Here is an 18,497-nt window from a genome sequence, read left to right as displayed (position 1 = left end):
CAGCGAGCTAGTAGCCGCCACTACCGGGAAAAGCCCCCGGTGGTGGCGGCTTTCGATATGACACGATGTAGGTAGTAGGAGGGGAATGTGAGCGCAGAAAACCCACGAGTCGAAGATTTTCTTGCCCCTGAGGAGTACCCGGCCTGGCACCCGGCGGCACAGGGCCTGGCCCAGGATCTACCGGGGGAGTCTGGCGCCTACGCCAGCACGCGAACCGCTACCCCCTACACCGGTAAAGCATCAGCCGCAGCGGTCAGCAGCCGTGACGATGGGGAAGTAGCCGAGGCTGCGGAACCAGCCCGTCAGAGCAAATACACCAGCCGTCGCAACCCCAACCTCAAAAAAGGGTTCCGCAAACCGCCCGCCAAATACGCTGCCCGCTCTCCCTTCGCACCGGCCATCGGGGCGGCGTCCGCCCCTGATAACGAAACTCCCCAGCGCAAGCGCTCCCAGCCGCTCTTCCGTGAAGGTTCAGCCCTGAACGAGCCGGTCACCGACGAAGAGATGCTGGTGCAGGGGGTTACTCCTATGCCCGAGAAACGGGGCAGGGGCGGAAAAGAGCCGGAAAGTGAGTTCACGCGGGCTAAAAATATTGTGCTGAATCAGCTTGCTGCGTCGCCTAAGTCCCGGGCCATGCTGGAGAAAAAGCTGGTTGAGAAAGAAATCTCGGCGGAGGTTATTGAGGATATCCTAAACCGGTTTGAGGCGGTCAACCTGATCAACGACGCTGAATTCGCCGACATGTATGTGCGTACTCGAATGAACGTGAAGAAGCTGTCGCGGTCGGCTATCCGGCGGGAACTGAAAACCAAGGGGGTTGAGGGTGAGCTTGCCGAAATAGCTCTAGAACAGCGCACCGAGGAGGACGAGCGCGCTGACGCCCACGAGCTGGTGCGCAAAAAACTGCGCCCCTCCATGAACCTGGGGGACAGGGCTGAGAAAGAGAAGGTCATGCGTCGCCTGGTGGCTATGCTGGGCCGTAAGGGCTACCCGGCTGGTCTTGCTTTTAGCGTGGTGCGCGAAGAAGTTGAGGCCTATGCCTGCGAGATGGGCATGGCCTCAGAAGATAGCTATTTCTCCTATGACTAAAAGCTGGGGCGCACGGTACACAGGTGTGTATCGTGCGCCCCAGCTCCTATCTGGTCGGTAACCGGTTAGGACCAGCCGTTAGGCAGAAGACCGAAAATGGCGGCAACCGAATAGATAAAGGCAACCGTATAGGTCACAATCAGGATTCCCTGGGCAAGAGGATGAGCCTGCCAGGTTACCTTCCAGACAGGCTCCAGCTCGCCCTTCTGCCGTGCAGCTCGGAGCATCAGCACCGGCAAGATAGACATGGCTGCACCGGCAAAACCACCGGCATAGGACAGGGCGGAAACGAAGCCACCCAGGCCGGCAATAGAGATAGCCAGCGGCGGCAGAACGGTGAGGCCAACAGCAGCAAGACGAAGCGGACCGTGTTCTTCCCAACGGGTGATGTCGAGGATGTTACGCATAGCGGTGTAGCCAATAGCTACAAAAGAGGTAAACATGGCCAGCAGGGCAAAGATATTAGCCAGGTAGTAGGCCAGCGGCCCCAGGGCCTCACCCCAGGAGAGGGTAACAACTTCAGAGACATCATCACCGAGAAGCCCCAGAGCCACGAAGGGGACCAGGGCTAAGGTGAAGCCTGTGGCTGACATGCCGCCGACTAGGGCGGTAGGAATAGCCCTGGGGTTGGTATCGCCAAGCCCGCGTACCAGTTCAGGTACCACGTACTGGGCCATGAAGGTAAAGACCGCCAGGTTCATAATCGGCACGATGAAGAAAGGGCGAAACTCTACCAGGTTAGAGAGGGTGATGCCGGGGCCCACAATAGTCCAGAGGGATAGGGCGAGAATAATTGCTGCCATACCCGTAGTAATGAGACCTTCGACCAGGCCGGTGGCGTGCAGGCCCTTGAACATGATGAAGGAACCAAGCGCGAAGAAGAGCAGGGTGCCAGCGAGCTGGGGTAGACCGGTGAGGTTATTCAGTAGGGAGCCGGACCCGGCCGCGTAGGCGATGAGGGCGCCGATGGAGTTGACCATGATGGCCAAGAAGATAACCCATCGGCCAGCCTGGCCCAGGTACTTTTCAGCAAGACCCGAGAGCTGTAGTGGTTCTTTGGTGCGCTGGGAGACCTCGGCGATATACATCATGGAGAAGGTGGTCAGCAGCCCCGCGACGGTGAGGGCAACTGCGAGCGCTAGGAAGCCGCCGTGACGGGCGGCGTAGGGTAGGCTGAGGATGCCTGCGCCGATGTTGGTTCCGAAGATGAGCGCAATACCTTGAAGAACGCTGAGGGTTGGGGCTGGGCGCTGATAGGTGACTGACCCTGAAGAGGTGGGCTGAGACATAGGGGTCCTTAGGAGTAGGGGAAGGGGGTGTACGGTGTGATGTCCTGAAGTAGATAGTACTCCCGGTAGGGCACAGAGGGGCTATTGTGACCGGTCTTGCCCGGTGGCCTGTTCTGCCAAGATTGCTTGGATAGTGAGGGCTGCTGCTGCTACCTGCTCGTCACGGTTGAGGGTTGTTTGGGGGCGGGGAGCGATGCGCTGGTAGAAGTCTTGGGTTTTCGTCTGCCAGGTCGGGCTGGCAACTAATACTGGTGGGAGGGGGCCCTCGGGCCAGGATGGGAAGCCTAGCAGAAGCTCGGCTATCGGTAGTGCCCAGTGGTGCCAGCAGGTACCCTCAGCATCGATACCGTGAACCCCAGGTACAGGAGCGGCTCGGTGCAGCAGGTTGGCCGGAGAGAAGTCTCCGGACGACAGCACCCTCTCGCTCGGTGCCGGGTAGATAATGCTTGTCACGGCCTGCTCCATCTGAGCGAATTCAGCCGACTCTACCGCAACTCCTTGCCTTTCAGCTAGCAGGTTCAGGCCCCTAAAGGCTAGCTGGGGTGAGGGCAGGGAACCCGGGGCAGACGCCCGCGCATCGGCTCTCGCAAGCTCAGCTGAGAAAGACGCCTGGGCGGCAGCCTGGGCGGGGGAGCGGAGGATACTAGCCCAGGTATCTACCCATGCGGTCAGGGCCCGGTGGGGTGCGGCGTCCGCTCCGGAAGAGAGTAAGATGTCGCCCAGGCTGACCGTGGAGTTGCTGCTGACGAGGTCCTCAAGAATCAAGAGTCTGGCTGTGTCATCGGACGCCAGCAGGCGGGGGTAGAGCCCCGGTGCAACCTGATTCAGGGCAGCAAGGCCGTGCTTTTCGCGCAGATAGCTAAAACCGCCGGAATTAGTCGCTGAATCCTTGCGCCGAAAATATTTGAGCACCACAGAGGGCTCAGCAAAGCCAGGAATCCCAAGGCGCAGCACCACAGAGCGCATACCGGCTGAGAGGATCTCTACCCCGGTAATTTCACCGCCGCTGCCACTGGCAGGGAGTAACCGCAGCCCCTCCTCAAGCAGGTGCTGAGCTAGCCTGCCGAAGGCCGCCGAGGACACCGGCTGGTCGGTGGGGCGAGGGCTGTATACGGCAATGGCGTGCTCCAGCAGTGAGCTAGACCAAGTACCTGAGTGGAAAGAGGGCATAGAGCCCAGAATAGCAACCTAGTAGACTGTATGGGTGAGTATTGACGTGAACCCCGAAACCACCGCAGACCAGAAGACCCGCACCTACGAGGTGCGCACCTTTGGCTGCCAGATGAACGTACATGATTCAGAGCGCATGAGCGGCCTGCTCGAAGCATCAGGTTACGTGCCAGCTGAAGAAGGAACCACCCCCGACCTGGTGGTCTTCAACACCTGTGCTGTGCGTGAAAACGCCGATAATAAGCTCTACGGTAACCTGGGCCAGCTGGCCCCGGTCAAGCGTGAGAACGAGGGTATGCAGATTGCTGTAGGTGGCTGCCTGGCGCAGAAAGATCAGGACACCATCTTGAAGAAGGCCCCCTGGGTTGACGTGGTTTTCGGTACCCACAACATTGGCTCCCTGCCTACCCTGCTGGAGCGAGCCCGTCATAACAACGAGGCCCAGGCCGAGTTGCTCGAAGCACTGGAGGTCTTCCCCTCCACCCTGCCGACCAAACGTGACCACGTCTACTCCGGCTGGGTCTCTATCTCTGTGGGCTGCAACAACACCTGTACCTTCTGTATCGTGCCCTCCCTGCGCGGTAAGGAAGAAGACCGCCGCCCCGGCGAGATTCTGGCAGAAGTGCAGGCCCTGGTCGACGACGGCGCTATCGAGGTGACCCTACTGGGCCAGAACGTCAACTCCTACGGCGTAGGCTTTGGCGACCGCCAGGCATTCTCGAAGCTGCTGCGAGCCTGCGGCGAGATCGAGGGGCTGGAGCGCGTCCGCTTTACCTCCCCCCACCCGGCTATGTTCACCGACGACGTCATCGACGCCATGGCCGAAACCCCCAACGTCATGCCCGTGCTGCACATGCCCCTGCAGTCCGGCTCTGACAAGGTGCTCAAAGATATGAAACGCTCCTACCGCTCCAAGAAGTTCCTAGGCATTCTGGAGAAGGTGCGCGCGCGCATTCCCGATGCCGTCATCACCACCGACATTATCGTCGGCTTCCCCGGTGAAACCGAAGAGGACTTCCAGGAGACCCTGCGCGTGGTCGAAGAGTCCCGTTTCTCGTCCGCTTTTACTTTCCAGTACTCGATCCGCCCCGGCACCCCGGCTGCGACCATGCCCAACCAGGTGCCTAAGGCTGTGGTGCAGGAGCGCTACGAGCGCCTGATTGCCCTGCAGGACCGCATCGCCGGTGAAGAAAACCGCAAGCAGCTGGGTAAGACCGTGGAACTGATGGTGACCGCAGAATCTGGCCGCAAGGCCGAGGAGACCGGCCGCCTATCGGGCCGGGCCCGCGACCAGCGCCTGGTGCACTTCACCGTGCCCGAAGGCTGCGAGGTGCCCCGCCCCGGCGACCTGGTCACCCTGCCCATCACCGAGGCCGGCTCCTTCCATCTGATTTCCGACCCCACCGCAGAGCAGTACTCGGTACGTCGTTCCCGCGCCGGTGATGCCTGGGATCGTGCCCAGGCTGACTCCTGCGGCACCGGCACCACCCAGGTGCCCGGCACCCCGGTATCCCTGGGCTTCCCCACCTTCAAGCCTGCTCTCTAAGCTGTGATTGAGAAGGACGCCAGCAGCAGCTCCCTGCCCATCATCGCCGTGGTGGGCCCCACCGGCTCAGGCAAGAGTGCCCTAGCTATTGAGCTGGCACGGGCTTTGGGCGGGGAATGCGTTAATGCTGATTCCATGCAGTTCTACCGGGGCATGAACATTGGCACTGCCAAGGTCACCGCCCAGGAAATGCGCGGGGTATCCCACCACCTGCTCGATACCCTGGAGGTTACCGAAGAAGCCTCGGTCGCTACTTTCCAGGCTCAGGCTAGGGCTATTTTTGATGAGATTCGCGCTCGCGGGAACTACCCGATACTGGTCGGTGGCTCCGGCCTGTATGTGCGCGCTGCCCTGGACGTTCTGGAATTTCCCGACACCGACCCGGCTGTGCGGGCCCGGCTGGAAGCTGAGCTGGCGGCGTCCGGCCCCGGCCCCCTGCTTGAGCGCCTACGTGCGGTTGACCCCGAATCAGCAAAGCGGGTGAAGGACGACCGCCGCCTGGTGCGCGCTCTTGAGGTCTTTGAGGTGACTGGTCGCCCCTTCTCGTCCTTCATGCCCACCCGCACCTACTTCCAGCCTGCCCTGCAAATTGGTCTTAACGGCGACCGCGCGCAGCTGCACCAGCGACTGTACGAGAGGGTGGTTGCCATGGAAGAAGCCGGTCTGCTGGCTGAGGTTGAGGCTCTTGAAGCTCAGGGGCTGCGCCAGGGCAAGACAGCTCCGGCCGCTATCGGTTACCGGGAATTTCTCAAGGTTCTGGACGCCGCCCGCGGCTTGCTGCCTGCTGGTGAGGAATATTCTGTCGCCCAGGCAGTTGACGATACCGTCACCGCCACCCGCCAGTTCGCCCGCCGCCAGCTCACCTGGTTCAGGGCAGATAAGCGGGTGCACTGGCTTGACTGGTCCAGCCCCATCCTGCTTGAAGAAGCCCTGGCCCTCGTCAACGGCAACCAGGCACTAGACTAAGAAGAAAAAGCGCCCCACAACGGAAAGGCAAAACCCGTGGCAACCCACACCGTAGAAACCCCCGTCTGGGGCGATTTGAGCGGCAAGACCCTCACCAAGGGCCAGGCAACCGGCAACGACTTCATCTTCGTCACCGACCCCGAAGCTAAGCTTGACCTGCCGGCTGAGCTCATTGCCAAGGTGACCGACCGCCACTTCGGCATCGGCGCCGACGGCTTTATCCGCGCGGTCAAGACCGAGCACCTGGATTTTGCCTCCCACCTGCTGGAAGAGACCCCCGAAGCTATCTGGTTCATGGACTACCGCAACGGCGACGGCTCGATCGCCGAGATGTGCGGCAATGGCGTGCGCGCTTTTGTGGACTACCTGTTGACCGAAAAACTGGTTGAGCTCGAAGAGGGCGGACGCCTGCTCATCGCCACCCGCGCCGGTATCAAGGCCGTGGGCCGTACCGAAGACGGCTACGCCATCGACATGGGCCCCTGGGGCTTCATCAATGGTGACATGGCCCGCGATAACGGCACCGACGCTCAGGTGACCGCCAAGGGCCTGCGCACTCCCCGCGGGGCCCTGTCCATCACCATGGGCAACCCCCATACCGTCGTCATGCTGGGCACCGACGGCAAGCTCGACGGCCTCAACCTGCACGAAGCCCCCAAGGTTTCCCCCAACCCACCTGAAGGCACCAACGTAGAGTTCGTCGTCCCGGAAGAAATCTCAGCAGAGGACGGCGACCCCGCCACCGAAAACATCGGTTCAATTCGCATGCGCGTGCACGAACGCGGCGTCGGCGAAACCCTCTCCTGCGGTACCGGCGCTTGCGCCGCCGCTGCCGCTACCCGTTTCTGGGGTGGCGAGGACGCCCCCGACGAGTGGTTGGTTCGCGTACCCGGTGGAACCCTCGCCGTCACCTTCGTACTGGGCCCCGACAACCTTGAACACGTCGTCCTGGCAGGGCCGGCCGCCATGACCGGTAAGGTTCTGCTGGGCTAAATGGCTGACAACGTAGAAAACAACCGGGAACTCTGGAACGAGATTTACTCAGAGCGGGAACAGATGTGGTCGGGCAAGCCCAACGCCTCACTCGTTACCCTCATCGGCGACCGCGCCCCCGGCACCGTCCTTGACCTTGGTTGCGGCGAAGGCGGGGATGTGCTCTGGCTAGCAGCCCGAGGCTGGCAGGCTACCGGCATCGATATTTCGGACGTCGCGGTAGGGCGCGCTCGCGCCCGCGCGGCAGCCGAGGGGTTGGAGGCCAGCTTTATCGACGCTGATCTCACCGACTGGTCTACCGACCAGCGTTTTGACCTGATTGTCACTAGCTTCTTGCAGTCCTACGCTGACTTTGACCGCCTGCCCCTGCTTGCAGCGGCCCTGGACCTGCTGAAACCCGGTGGAGAGCTTATCTCGGTGGCGCACGCAGGTGCGCCCTCCTTTGCAGACCCCGAGGACGCCCGCAAGCACAGGGCTCGAATGGTGAAGGCTGCCGAAGAGGCACGAGCCCTCACCCACAGCCGCGACGATATTGAGATTGTGCTGGCTGAAGAGTGGGCTCGGGATATCACCTCACCCGAGGGCGAACCCGCAACCATACCCGATGCGGTGATGGTGCTACGCCGGGCGGTGCACCTCAAGAATTCGGAAACCCTTCGAGGTAGCGTAGCGGGCTACCTCCAGCTCGGGGAACTCAGCGGCCAACCACTTCTGTAGAGAGTCTGAGCCCAGGTTTTTCTGAACGACCAGGTAGGCGGTACCGCCGGGAGTAAGACGGGGCAGCCAGGTGTGCATGATACCGTGTAGCACGTCCTTACCTACGCGAATGGGCGGGTTAGACCAGATGGTGTCAAAGGTCAGCGACTCATCGAGTGCATCGGGGGCTGAGACCGTCACGTTGGTCAGGCCCAGGCGTTCAGCGTTCATTTCGGTAAGCTTGGCAGAGCGGGAGTTCACCTCGACCCCGTAGACCTCAGCATCAGGCGCTGCCATAGCCAGGGTCAGGGTAATTGGGCCCCAACCGCACCCGATATCGAGCATGCGCACCCCCTGCGGAGCGGGGGCCTCATCCAGGAGAATACGGGTTCCCTTATCAACCCCACCCGGGCTAAAGATGCCGGAAGCGGTCAGAACCTGCACCCGGCGTCCGCCCAGCTCAACAGTTACGGGCTGGGGTGAGAAATCTCCGGTGGGGTTTTCAGAAAAATAGTGCGCGCTACTCATAGACGTTCATTCTACGCTAAGCCCCTGCCCTTACCGCCCCGGAAAAGCTAGAATAGAAGGACGCCTCAAACCACCTCGAAAGGTACTATGACCGAGACTTCAAACCCCAGCAATGACCCTAAACTTCCCTCAGATGAACAGCTGAGACTCACGGTAGACCGCGTGCTGGGGCGGGCAGCGGGCAACGGTAGTGTGCTCGATGAAAGGGCCCGCGAACTCTCAGATAACCAGCGTGAACACTCTGAATACGACGGCGACCAGGTAGATCTTGAAGAGCGTCGAGCGCTGCGCCGTGTAGCGGGCCTCTCCACCGAGCTTGATGACGTTACCGAGGTCGAATACCGCCAGCTGCGCCTAGAGCGCGTTGTACTGGCAGGCGTCTGGTCAGAGGGCACTCTGGAAGAAGCTGAGAATTCCCTGCGTGAGCTGGCGGCACTGGCTGAGACTGCCGGTTCAGAGGTTCTGGACGGTCTGGTGCAGCGTCGTCTGAAGCCAGACCCGGGCACCTACCTGGGCTCCGGCAAGGTGCTGGAACTCAAAGATATCGTTGAGGCGTCCGGCGCCGATACCGTGATTGTGGATGCTGAACTGGCCCCCTCCCAGCGCCGTGCTATTGAAGATATCGTCAAGGTCAAGGTCATTGACCGCACCGCCCTGATTCTTGATATCTTCGCCCAGCACGCTAAGTCGCGTGAAGGTAAGGCCCAGGTTGAGCTGGCCCAGCTCGAATACATGCTGCCGCGTCTGCGCGGTTGGGGTGCCTCCCTGTCCCGTCAGGCCGGTGGCCGTGCCGCCGGTGGTGAAGGCATCGGTTCCCGCGGCCCCGGTGAAACCAAGATTGAAATGGACCGCCGCCGTCTGCGCGCCCGCATGGCCAAGCTCAAGCGAGAGATTGCGGCCATGGCTCCTGCACGCGAGACCAAGCGTCTGAACCGCAAGCGTAACCGGGTGCCGTCCGTTGCGATTGCCGGTTATACCAACGCCGGTAAGTCCTCCCTGCTCAACCGCCTCACCGACGCCGGCGTGCTGGTTGAAAACGCCCTCTTCGCGACCCTGGACCCCACCGTGCGTAAGGCCCAGACTCCGGACGGCGTGGGCTACACCCTCTCTGACACCGTCGGCTTTGTGCGCGCCCTGCCCACCCAGCTGGTGGAGGCCTTCCGCTCCACCCTTGAGGAAGTTGCCGACGCTGATGTGATCGTTCACGTTGTGGATGTCTCCCACCCCGACCCCGAGGGGCAGGTCCATTCTGTCCGCCAGGTGATCACCGAGGTTGATGCCCAGAACATCCCTGAAATCATCGTGCTCAACAAGGCAGATGCGGCTGACCCCTTCGTCATTGAGCGCCTGCGGCAGAAAGAACCCAACCACGTTGTGGTCTCAGCCCGTACCGGTGAGGGAATTGAGGAGCTACAGCAGAAGATTGCGGACACCATTCCCCGCCCCTCCATTGAACTCAACCTGCTGGTACCCTTCTCAGCAGGTGGCGTGGTATCCCGTCTGCACGAGTGGGACGCCGAGATTCTGCGCACTGCCTTTGTGCAAGACGGCACCTACGTTCAGGCACTAGTGCGCGAAGAAGTTGCCTCTGACCTTACTGAGTACGTGCTCGAAGAAGACCTTCTTGAAGTACTGCAACCTGAAATCGACGAAGCTATCGCCTCAGGGGCGGTTGAAACTCAGCGCGCATGAACGAACACGTCACCGCACCCACCGGGCAGGAGCTAGAGACCCTGCCCGGAGCCAAGCCCGTCCTACAGCTCCTCGACACCGTCGTGGAGCGCTCCGGCGGCCAGAAGCGCGACGGCCAGCGGACCATGGCAGCCCACGTAGCCCGCGCTCTCGACACCGAAAAACACCTGCTGGTGCAGGCTGGCACCGGTACCGGTAAGTCCCTGGGCTACTTAGTACCCGCCATTCATGCTGCCCAAACAGCAGAAAAACCTATCGTGGTAGCTACCGCAACGCTGGCCCTGCAATCGCAGATTGTCAACCGCGATATTCCGCGCCTGCTGGAATCCCTGGGCGATGAACCCGAGCATGAAACCGACGTCGCTATTCTCAAGGGCCGCAACAACTACGTCTGCCTGCATAAGCTCGAAGGCGGCTACCCCGAGGACGACGGCGATGCCCTTTTCGATATGGATGCCGCTACCGGTTCCACCGGCCCCGCCGGAAAACTGGGGGAGGAGGTTGTGCGCCTTCGCGAATGGGCGCAGACCACCGACACCGGCGACCGCGACGAGTTGCTGCCAGGCGTGAGCGATAAGGCATGGCGGCAGGTAGCCGTCACCGCCTCAGAATGCCTGGGCAAAAAATGCCCCCTGGTTGAAGAGTGTTTCAGCGAGATGGCTCGAACCAGGGCTACTGAATCAGATATCGTCATTACCAACCACGCCTTGCTGGCGATTAATGCCTTTGAGGGCGCTGCGGTGCTGCCCGACCACGACATCGCCATCATCGACGAGGCCCACGAACTGGCTGATCGCGTCACCGGCGCTGTCACCGGGGCACTCTCGCCGGCCGCTATTACCAAGGTCGCCCGCAGTCTCAAACGGCATACGGACGCCGACCACAAGGCATTAGAACAGGCAGCGCTCGCTCTTGACGATTCTCTCAACGGGGTGCCCGCCGAGATGATGCCCAAGGGCTTGCCTGACCGGGTTGCCGCTGCCATGGAACGCGTGCGTGATGCAGCGCGTCAGGCCCTCACCGATACGAAGAGTGGCGACAAGGACGGCGACGCCGGACGTCAGATGGCCCGGGCGGCTCTGACCGAAGTACACGAAACCTCCGAGAAAATGCTGACCGCTGACCCTCTGTATCAGGTGATTTGGGTGTCTCGTACCGGTTCCTGGGAACCTGGCAAGGGCTATGTCGCTGCTGCCGATGACGACCCTGCCACCTTGAATATCGCCCCTATCTCGGTCGCTGGTTACCTGCGCGAGGGTCTTTTCGAAAACCGTACCGTGGTGCTCACCTCCGCAACACTGACAGTGGGAGAAAGTTTTGATGCCGCCGCTGGTGCCCTGGGGCTGATGGGTAAGGACTCTCCGCGCTGGGACGGTATCGACGTGGGCTCACCCTTCAACTACCCCAAGCAGGGAGTTCTTTATCTGGCGTCTGACCTGCCCAAACCCGGGCGGGGAGTCTCGTTGGAACAGCTGGACCGGATTGTGGAACTGGTGACGGCTTCGGGCGGCGGTGCACTGGGGCTCTTTTCCTCAAAACGCGGGGCAGAACTAGCTGCCGAGTATGTACGGGAACGAACCGACCTCAATATTCTTCTGCAGGGGGAGTCTTCCTTGCGTGCCCTGGTTAAAGAGTTCACCGACGATACCGATTCTTGCCTTTTTGGCACCATGAGCCTCTGGCAGGGCGTGGATGTACCCGGGGATTCCTGCCGCCTGGTCATGATGGACCGTATTCCCTTCCCCCGCCCTGATGATCCGCTGTCGCAGGCCCGTACCCGGGCGGTAGCAGCTGCCGGGGGCAATGGCTTTATGGCTGTGTCTGCCTACCACGCAGCGGTCCGTATGGCTCAGGGGGCAGGGCGTCTAGTGAGGTCTGTGGGTGATAGGGGAGTTGTGGCCGTCCTTGACTCCCGCATCGCTACTCAGCGCTACGGCTCCTACCTGGTGAAGTCCCTTCCGCCCTTCTGGACTACTACCCGCAAGGACGTCGTGCTGGGGGCGCTCGAGCGCCTCAAGCAGTCAATCGACTAGTTAGAGGCTAGGTCTTAGAGACTGCGCAGTACGGAGACGACCTTACCCATGATGGTGGCTTTATCGCCCAGAATGGGCTCGTACTGGGTGTTCTGGGGCAGCAACCAGGTGTGACCATCGCGCTGGCGGAAGGTCTTCACTGTGGCCTCGTCGTCGAGCAGAGCCGCGACGATGTCACCGTTCTGGGCGGTGTTCTGGGCACGCACTACCACCCAGTCGCCATCGCAAATCGCAGCATCGACCATGGAGTCCCCCTTGACGCGCAGCATAAAGAGGTCGCCCTGACCTACGAGCTGGCGGGGGAGCGTCATGACGTCTTCAATTGCCTGCTCAGCGGCAATGGGCGAGCCCGCAGCAATACGGCCCACCAGGGGAACGGTAGCGAGGTTATCGTCGGTCTGCGCGAAGGTGGGCACAATCGGCAGGGCGATGACGCTGGTTTCAGGCTTTGCTTCTTCGGGGGAGGTCTCGCCGGTGAGAACTTCAATAGCGCGAGGACGCTTGGGATCGCGCCTAATATAGCCCATCTCTTCGAGGCGAGAGAGCTGGTGGGTAACAGATGAGAGTGAAGCGAGACCTACAAGGTCGCCGATCTCACGCATAGACGGCGGGTAGCCGTACTCATCAATAGCGCTTGAAATGGCGCTCAAAATTTTTTTCTGGCGGGCAGTGAGGGGGCGAGAGCCCTTGTGGGGCGGGCTTGCCGGAGTCTGCGGAGTTCGTTCGCTCACGGTATCTCGTCTCTGTTGGTTCTTAAAATGTCAGCCACCCGGTGTTCACTATCAAGTGGTCTTCTAAGACTATGCCAAGCAAACAGGTTATTCAAACATTTGTTCTAATTTTTCTCGACTATGTTCGATTTTTCTGATAGAACATAGATACGAAGAAATTTTAGAACAAAGATTCGACTTTTGGTTGAATGTTTGAGCGTGAATCAGGAGAAAGACTTATGAGCACCATCGCCTTGCCCGAGTTTATGGCTCGTACTTCTTTGAAGAAGCCCCTTGATCAGGCTGCTACTTTTACCGTCCGCCAGCACCCGCAGGTACCCGCATCAGCCGGGGCACTGCGACAACCCCAGTACCGTATTCGTTTTGCGGCACCTGTGCCTGCTCGCCCTGAACCTGTAGCTTCCTTGCGGAATCTGCCTTCCCGCCCTGCTGTTTCTGGCTCGGCGCAGCAACCTAGTGCAGTAGTAGAACCACCCCAGAGTGCGAAGAAGGAGCGCCAGAAAATCCATCTGACCCGCCGGGGGCGCCTGGTTTTTAGGGGCCTGCCTCTACTCACTCTCGTGGCTCTTGTGGTTCTCGGTGCTTTGACTTTCCTTGCACCCGGCGAAGCTAAGAGTGCCACTGTCGAACCTGTTGTTCCGGTTAGCCAAACGGTCACCGTTGTGCACGGCGATACTCTCTGGACCATCGCAGCAGATGTGGCACCCGGTGAAGACAATCGAGACGTCATCAATCGCATCATGCAGATTAACGACCTCACCAGCGCACAGCTGGTTCCCGGTCAGGTTCTTGAGGTACCTGTCTACACTCGGTCACAATAAGAAAAAGAGCGGTGCCCTATGCCAGACTGCGAAACAAGAATGCAGCGTACGGGGCTAGGTCGCTACACTAGGGGAGTGACCGAAACTACCACAGCACTCGAAACCCTGCCCCTGCGCGAAGATTTGCGGGGCCGTTCACCGTACGGCGCACCTATGATTGATGTTCCGGTAACCCTCAACGTTAACGAGAACACCCACCCCATGCCGCAAGAAGTCATCGAGGCCATTAAGCGCGATGTGGCCGAGGCTGCCGCAACCCTCAACCGCTACCCCGACCGCGAGTTCGATACCCTCAGGGCGGAGCTAGCAGACTACCTGGGGCACGGTCTGACTCCCGAGAACATCTGGGCAGCCAACGGCTCCAATGAGATTCTTCAGCAGCTTATGCAGGTCTTCGGCGGGCCTGGCCGTTCGGTCATGAGCTTTGTGCCCACCTACTCCATGTACCCCCTGCTGGCAGATGGCACCAACACAGCCTTTATTGCCGGTACCCGCGCAGCCGACTACTCACTGACTGCAGCATCGGCGGTTGAGCAAATTGAGCAACACAAGCCCTCGATTGTCATCCTCTGTTCACCCAACAACCCCACAGGCACAGGTCTGGGCCTAGATGTCATTGAGGCTGTCTACGATGCCGTTGTCGCCTATAACGGTATCGTCGTGGTCGACGAGGCCTATGCCGAGTTCGCTCAGCACCGCACCCAAAACGCCCTCACCCTGCTGCACGGTCGCCCTAACCTGGTGGTGAGCCGCACCATGAGCAAGGCTTTCGCTCTGGCTGGTGCCCGCCTGGGCTACTTTGCAGCTGCCCCTGCTGTGGCGGATGCCGTCCGCCTGGTCCGCCTGCCCTACCACCTCTCAGCTGTCACCCAGGCAACCGCTATTGCAGCCCTGCGCCACCGCACCCAGCTGCTGGCCAACGTCGACGACATCCGCGCCCAGCGCGACCGTATCGTAGAGCACCTGACCGGTTTAGGGCTAGAGCCCGCTGTCTCAGACTCCAACTTTGTATTCTTCGGCGGTCTCAAAGACGAAAAAGCCGCCTGGGCCTACCTGCTGGAGCACGGCGTTCTGGTGCGCGATAACGGAATCCCCGGCTACCTGCGCGTTACCGCCGGTACTGAAGCAGAGACCAGCGCCTTCTTAGACCACCTCACCGACTACGTGCAGACCTTCGAACGGTAAGCGCCCCGCACCCATCCTCACCCCGGCAAGAACCTTCAGAAAAAGAGACAGACATGGTAGTTCCCACCGAATCATCCACTGGCATCGGCCCCCGCATCGCACAGATGGAGCGCACCACCAGCGAGTCCTCCGTCAGCGTCGAAATTAACCTGGACGGCACCGGCGTCTCAGACATCGACACTGGCGTTCCCTTCTATGACCACATGCTCACCGCCCTGTCTAAGCACTCCCTGATTGATATGACCATCAAATGCTCCGGCGATACCCACATCGATGTGCACCACACCGTTGAAGACACCGGCATTGTGCTCGGTGAGGTTCTCCGTCAGGCCCTGGGCGATAAGGCAGGCATCCGCCGCTTCGGTACTGCCACCGTGCCCCTTGATGAAGCTCTTGCCTCTGCCGTGGTCGATATTTCTGGCCGCCCTTACCTGGTCCACACTGGCGAGCCCGAAGGCTTCGAATACCACCTCATTGGTGGGCACTTCACCGGGTCTATGGTGCGCCACGTCTTTGAGGCTTTTGCCTATCACGCCGGTATCTGCCTGCACATCACCCTGTTGGGCGGGCGCGACCCCCACCATATCGCTGAAGCCCAGTTCAAGGCTCTCGCCCGCGCCCTGCGTCAGGCAGTAGAGCCCGACCCCCGCCACGCCGGCATCCCCTCCACCAAGGGGGCCCTCTAATGAGCGAGACTTTACAGCAGAAGCCCACCGTCACCGTCCTTGACTACGGGGCAGGGAACGTGCGCTCAGCCGTCCGCGCCCTTGAAGAAGCCGGCGCCCACGTGGTGCTGTCCCGCAAGGAGACAGACGTGCTGGGTGCAGACGGCTTGGTCGTACCTGGCGTTGGCGCTTTCAAGGCCGTCATGGACGGCCTGAAAGAAGCAGATGCTATCCGCATGATTGGCAGGCGCGTTGCGGGCGGACGCCCCGTGCTCGGTATCTGCGTAGGCCTGCAGGTCATGTTCGACAAGGGCGTTGAGCACGGAGTTGAAGCCCATGGCCTGGGCGAGTGGCCTGGCACCGTTGAGAAGCTCAAAGCCGAGGTTGTGCCCCATATGGGGTGGAATACCGTCCGTGCACCTGAAGGGTCTAGGCTCTTTGCCGGTATTGAGAACGAACGCTTCTACTTTGTGCACTCCTACGGGGTGCAAGAATGGACCTTCGACCAGAACAACGAAGCCATGCTGCCGCCGCAGGTTACCTGGGCTCACCACGGCGGTGACTTTATCGCGGCGGTCGAAAACGGGCCCCTAGCTGCCACCCAGTTCCACCCCGAAAAGTCGGGTGAGGCTGGCATCCGCCTGCTCAAGAACTGGATCAATTCCCTGCCTGTAACCGGGCGTTTAGACGGGGCGAAGTAGGGTATGTCAGCTACAACGTCCGGGCTACTGCTCATGACCGTAGGCATGATGTTCATCGGCGGAGCCTACTCCTTCTACAAGCAAAAAATTACCTGGGTAGCTCAGCTGGTGCTGCTGCTGGTGGGCCTAGCCTTTGCCGGGTACGGCCTGTACGTCGTGATGAACTACAGCTAGCCCGCCGCCCCCCTAGACCTAGATTTTTACCGACCTACTCCCAAGGAGAGAACAATGACTGATCGTCTCGAACTGTTGCCCGCGGTCGATGTAGCCAACGGCCAGGCCGTGCGCCTGGTGCAGGGCGAAGCCGGATCGGAAACCAACTACGGTTCCCCCGTTGAAGCTGCCCTAGAGTGGCAGAATGCCGGTGCTGAGTGGCTGCACCTGGTCGATCTCGACGCTGCCTTTGGCCGCGGCGACAACATCGAGATTCTGACTGAGGTAGCTCAGGAACTTTCCATCAAGATTGAGATGTCGGGCGGTATCCGCGACGACGAATCCCTGGAACGAGCCCTGTCGCTTAACCCCGCCCGCATTAACCTCGGCACCGCTGCCCTCGAAAACCCCGAGTGGACCCGCAAGGTCATCACCGAGCACGGCGATGTTATCGCTGTTGGGCTGGATGTCCGCGGGGACGTACTGGCTGCCCGCGGCTGGACCAAAGAAGGCGGCAACCTCTGGGAGGTTCTCGACCGCCTGAATGACGACGGCTGTGCCCGCTACGTCGTCACCGACGTCACCAAGGACGGCACCCTGCAGGGCCCCAACCTGGAACTTCTGCGCAAGGTTGCTGAGCGCACCGATAAGCCGGTGGTCGCCTCCGGCGGTATCGCAACTCTGGACGACATCGCAGCCCTGCGCACCATGGTGCCCCACGGAGTTGAGGGCGCTATCACCGGCAAGGCCCTCTACGCCGGCAAATTCACCCTGGCCCAGGCACTCGACGTCGCAGGTCGCCCCTAGTGACAGACTTTTCAGATCGCGTGCACCGCGCCCACACCCACGGGCACGGCAACCCCGGAGACCCCAGCGCACCCCGCCGGGAGTTACCTGCACATATCGCTGCCCAGCTGGCGTCCGCCGGTCAAAAAACCGATACCGGCGGGCAGCCCTGGGAAGGGCGCAACCTGGGGGAGGGAACCAGCCACACCCACCAGTTCCCCGGCGACGACGGAAAAACTGACCCCGCCCTGCTCAAGGTTCTTGAAGCTTTCAAAGCCGGTAAGGTCGATGAGGTTGCCGTGGTTGACGCCCTACGCTCAGTGCGCATTTTCGCACCCGTGGTGGCTCAACTATCACAGGCAGAAATTACCGAGCAGGGGCTAGTCTCAGACAAAGAATCGGATATGGCCCTGGTCAGTATTCAGGCTCCGGACGGACGCCGTGCCCTACCGGTCTTCACTAACGTGGACGCGCTCACCGCCTGGCACGACCTAGCTCGCCCGGTTGCCGCTGACATGCGCAAAACCGCCCTGTCAGCCGTAGAAGATGACAACCAGCTCATCGTGGTAGACCCGGGCGCTGACCTCACCTTCGTGCTCCGCCGCCCCGCCTTCTGGGCCATTGCCAAGGGCGAAGAATGGGTGCCCTCCTACCGTAACCAGCAGGTTGCCCAGGAACTCAGCAACATTGCTGCGCCCCTGTCAGCTGTTGTCGCGGTTGAGGCAGGCCCCGGCACCGGCGTGTACTCGCAGACCGCGAGCGGACGCGTGCTCGCAGGCGGCGGGCACGGGCCAGAACTCAAGATTATGCTCAAGCTCCGGCCCGGCCTTACCCAGGAGCAGGTCAACCAGATCGTGCAGACCTTCCAGCAGGGGCTCGCCCTGAACCGGGTCATCGCCGAGCAGGCTGACTCTGTACAGATTGCCCTGGCGTCGGCTTAGAAGACCGGCCCGGTGAACTTTTCGCCGGGGCCCTTGCCGGGGGCATCTGGGTAGGGAGACGCCTCGCGGAAGGCCAACTGTAGGGAACGCAGGCCGTCACGCAGGGGAGCGGCGTGCTGTGAACCAATCTCGGGCGCCGCAGCGGTAACGAAACCTGCCAGGGCGGTAATCAGCTTGCGAGCCTCATCAAGATCTTTGAGGTCTTCGGCGTTCTCTTCAGCAGCCAGGCCGCACTTGACGGCAGCAGCGCTCATCAGGTGAACAGCAGAGGTGGTGATCACCTCAACAGCGGGCACCTCAGCGATATCGCGCATCTGGGCGTTAACTTCTTCAACCTGCTCGGCAGTCAGGCCTTCAGGCAGTGCCTCGCCCTGCTCAGAGGACTCTTCAAAACGGTAGCTAGTTTCGTTGCTCATGGTTACTAGAATCTCACACCAACCCCGCCGAGCGTGAATCGCCCGTCACACTCAACCCGACCACCGACGTCCGCCCCAAGAAAAACAGCCAAAACC

General features: G+C 60.9%; 19 protein-coding genes. 14 read left to right on the top strand and 5 right to left on the bottom strand.

What is annotated here, in order from left to right; translation table 11 throughout:
* Window positions 1-87: 87 nt before the first annotated feature.
* Window positions 88-1,089 (top strand): regulatory protein RecX, encoded by a 1,002-nt coding sequence (locus QM007_RS08185; protein ID WP_283489502.1) that lies wholly within the window; start codon window positions 88-90, stop codon window positions 1,087-1,089.
* Between the two features lie 65 nt (window positions 1,090-1,154).
* On the opposite strand, the gene QM007_RS08180 is transcribed toward QM007_RS08185, so the two are convergent.
* Complete coding sequence (locus QM007_RS08180; protein WP_283489501.1) at window positions 1,155-2,378, bottom strand: aromatic amino acid transport family protein; 1,224 nt, start codon at window positions 2,376-2,378, stop codon at window positions 1,155-1,157.
* Window positions 2,379-2,459: 81 nt separating this feature from the next.
* Window positions 2,460-3,548 (bottom strand): hypothetical protein, encoded by a 1,089-nt coding sequence (locus tag QM007_RS08175; protein WP_283489500.1) that lies wholly within the window; start codon window positions 3,546-3,548, stop codon window positions 2,460-2,462.
* A 34-nt stretch (window positions 3,549-3,582) separates the two neighbouring features.
* Here QM007_RS08175 and miaB point away from each other — a divergent pair, with 34 nt between their 5' ends.
* Genes miaB through QM007_RS08155 form a run of 4 tightly spaced genes read left to right on the top strand, consistent with a single transcriptional unit; the run spans window position 3,583 to window position 7,770 of the window.
* Entirely contained in the window at window positions 3,583-5,094 is a 1,512-nt protein-coding gene (gene miaB / locus QM007_RS08170; RefSeq protein ID WP_283489499.1) for a tRNA (N6-isopentenyl adenosine(37)-C2)-methylthiotransferase MiaB, read from the top strand.
* A gap of 3 nt (window positions 5,095-5,097) precedes the next feature.
* Window positions 5,098-6,060, top strand: a complete 963-nt coding sequence (gene miaA, locus QM007_RS08165) for a tRNA (adenosine(37)-N6)-dimethylallyltransferase MiaA (RefSeq protein WP_283489498.1) — start codon at window positions 5,098-5,100, stop codon at window positions 6,058-6,060.
* Window positions 6,061-6,096: 36 nt separating this feature from the next.
* Window positions 6,097-7,053 carry a diaminopimelate epimerase gene (gene dapF / locus QM007_RS08160; protein ID WP_283489497.1) on the top strand — a complete coding sequence of 319 codons (957 nt, stop codon included), beginning with the start codon at window positions 6,097-6,099 and terminating at the stop codon, window positions 7,051-7,053.
* A complete protein-coding gene (locus tag QM007_RS08155) occupies window positions 7,054-7,770 on the top strand; it encodes a class I SAM-dependent methyltransferase (protein ID WP_283489496.1) in 717 nt (238 codons plus the stop codon). It abuts the gene before it with no gap.
* Here QM007_RS08155 and QM007_RS08150 read toward each other — a convergent pair.
* Window positions 7,672-8,277, bottom strand: coding sequence for a class I SAM-dependent methyltransferase (locus tag QM007_RS08150; protein ID WP_283489495.1), 606 nt, complete (start codon window positions 8,275-8,277; stop codon window positions 7,672-7,674). The genes QM007_RS08155 and QM007_RS08150 overlap by 99 nt on opposite strands.
* A gap of 87 nt (window positions 8,278-8,364) precedes the next feature.
* Between QM007_RS08150 and hflX the strand changes: the two genes are divergently transcribed.
* Complete coding sequence (gene hflX / locus QM007_RS08145; protein ID WP_283489494.1) at window positions 8,365-9,969, top strand: GTPase HflX; 1,605 nt, start codon at window positions 8,365-8,367, stop codon at window positions 9,967-9,969.
* Window positions 9,966-12,002, top strand: coding sequence for an ATP-dependent DNA helicase (locus tag QM007_RS08140; protein WP_283489493.1), 2,037 nt, complete (start codon window positions 9,966-9,968; stop codon window positions 12,000-12,002). Before hflX ends, QM007_RS08140 begins: the two co-directional genes overlap by 4 nt.
* A 14-nt stretch (window positions 12,003-12,016) precedes the next feature.
* Here QM007_RS08140 and lexA read toward each other — a convergent pair whose 3' ends face one another.
* Window positions 12,017-12,733 carry a transcriptional repressor LexA gene (gene lexA / locus QM007_RS08135; protein WP_283489492.1) on the bottom strand — a complete coding sequence of 239 codons (717 nt, stop codon included), beginning with the start codon at window positions 12,731-12,733 and terminating at the stop codon, window positions 12,017-12,019.
* 218 nt (window positions 12,734-12,951) lie between these two features.
* Between lexA and QM007_RS08130 the strand changes: the two genes are divergently transcribed.
* From QM007_RS08130 to QM007_RS08100, 7 genes are all read left to right on the top strand, one after another.
* Entirely contained in the window at window positions 12,952-13,554 is a 603-nt protein-coding gene (locus QM007_RS08130; RefSeq protein WP_283489491.1) for a LysM peptidoglycan-binding domain-containing protein, read from the top strand.
* Between the two features lie 75 nt (window positions 13,555-13,629).
* Window positions 13,630-14,739 (top strand): histidinol-phosphate transaminase, encoded by a 1,110-nt coding sequence (locus QM007_RS08125; RefSeq protein ID WP_283489490.1) that lies wholly within the window; start codon window positions 13,630-13,632, stop codon window positions 14,737-14,739.
* Window positions 14,740-14,792: 53 nt separating this feature from the next.
* A complete protein-coding gene (hisB, locus tag QM007_RS08120; protein ID WP_283489489.1) occupies window positions 14,793-15,425 on the top strand; it encodes an imidazoleglycerol-phosphate dehydratase HisB in 633 nt (210 codons plus the stop codon).
* Window positions 15,425-16,105 (top strand): imidazole glycerol phosphate synthase subunit HisH, encoded by a 681-nt coding sequence (hisH, locus tag QM007_RS08115; protein ID WP_283489488.1) that lies wholly within the window; start codon window positions 15,425-15,427, stop codon window positions 16,103-16,105. The genes hisB and hisH overlap by 1 nt, the downstream gene beginning before the upstream one ends.
* Before the next feature lie 3 nt (window positions 16,106-16,108).
* The gene (locus tag QM007_RS08110) at window positions 16,109-16,279 is read left to right on the top strand and encodes a CG2302 family histidine operon protein (RefSeq protein ID WP_167752239.1); all 171 of its coding nucleotides are present in this window, start codon (window positions 16,109-16,111) and stop codon (window positions 16,277-16,279) included.
* Window positions 16,280-16,333: 54 nt separating this feature from the next.
* Window positions 16,334-17,065, top strand: coding sequence for a bifunctional 1-(5-phosphoribosyl)-5-((5-phosphoribosylamino)methylideneamino)imidazole-4-carboxamide isomerase/phosphoribosylanthranilate isomerase PriA (priA, locus tag QM007_RS08105; protein ID WP_283489487.1), 732 nt, complete (start codon window positions 16,334-16,336; stop codon window positions 17,063-17,065).
* Complete coding sequence (locus tag QM007_RS08100) at window positions 17,065-17,985, top strand: SseB family protein (RefSeq protein ID WP_283489486.1); 921 nt, start codon at window positions 17,065-17,067, stop codon at window positions 17,983-17,985. Before priA ends, QM007_RS08100 begins: the two co-directional genes overlap by 1 nt.
* On the opposite strand, the gene QM007_RS08095 is transcribed toward QM007_RS08100, so the two are convergent.
* Complete coding sequence (locus QM007_RS08095) at window positions 17,982-18,401, bottom strand: DUF1844 domain-containing protein (RefSeq protein ID WP_283489485.1); 420 nt, start codon at window positions 18,399-18,401, stop codon at window positions 17,982-17,984. The genes QM007_RS08100 and QM007_RS08095 overlap by 4 nt on opposite strands.
* Window positions 18,402-18,497 lie beyond the last annotated feature (96 nt).

The sequence above is a fragment of the Rothia sp. SD9660Na genome (assembly GCF_030064065.1).
Classification (GTDB): domain Bacteria; phylum Actinomycetota; class Actinomycetes; order Actinomycetales; family Micrococcaceae; genus Rothia.
The sequence above is the reverse complement of the archived record's forward strand: the minus strand, read 5'-3'. Positions and strand labels throughout refer to the sequence as shown.